1 protein-coding gene is annotated in these 270 nt (G+C 64.4%); it reads right to left on the reverse strand.

What is annotated here, in order from left to right; genetic code table 11:
• The coding region (locus PVZ72_RS00025; protein ID WP_273860868.1) for a hypothetical protein at positions 1 to 219 on the reverse strand (219 nt) is incomplete at its 3' end.
• Positions 220 to 270: the final 51 nt, after the last annotated feature.

Below are 270 nucleotides of genomic sequence, written 5' to 3' on the forward strand. Positions count from 1 at the left end.
CCGGTCCCAGGTCGATATCTCGAACGTCGGGTTGTAGCTCTGCACCACCGCGGACGAGTTCAGGAAGTCCCGATTCAGGGCATCCAGGCGCTCCTGCCGGCGCAGCTCCAGCGGCTTGACGTAGGGAGCCGGCTCGGCGTCCAGCTCCTGCCACCCCGGCCGGAGCCAGCGCGCCCACTTCCCGGGCGGAGGAGTCGGAGTGCCGGGGTAACCACTCATATCACCGTAGATATCCACCTCGATAGTTTCACCGCGATAGATATAACCCTC

Source organism: Pseudomonas sp. LA5 (assembly GCF_028640825.1).
Taxonomy (GTDB): Bacteria; Pseudomonadota; Gammaproteobacteria; order Pseudomonadales; family Pseudomonadaceae; genus Chryseomonas; species Chryseomonas aestiva.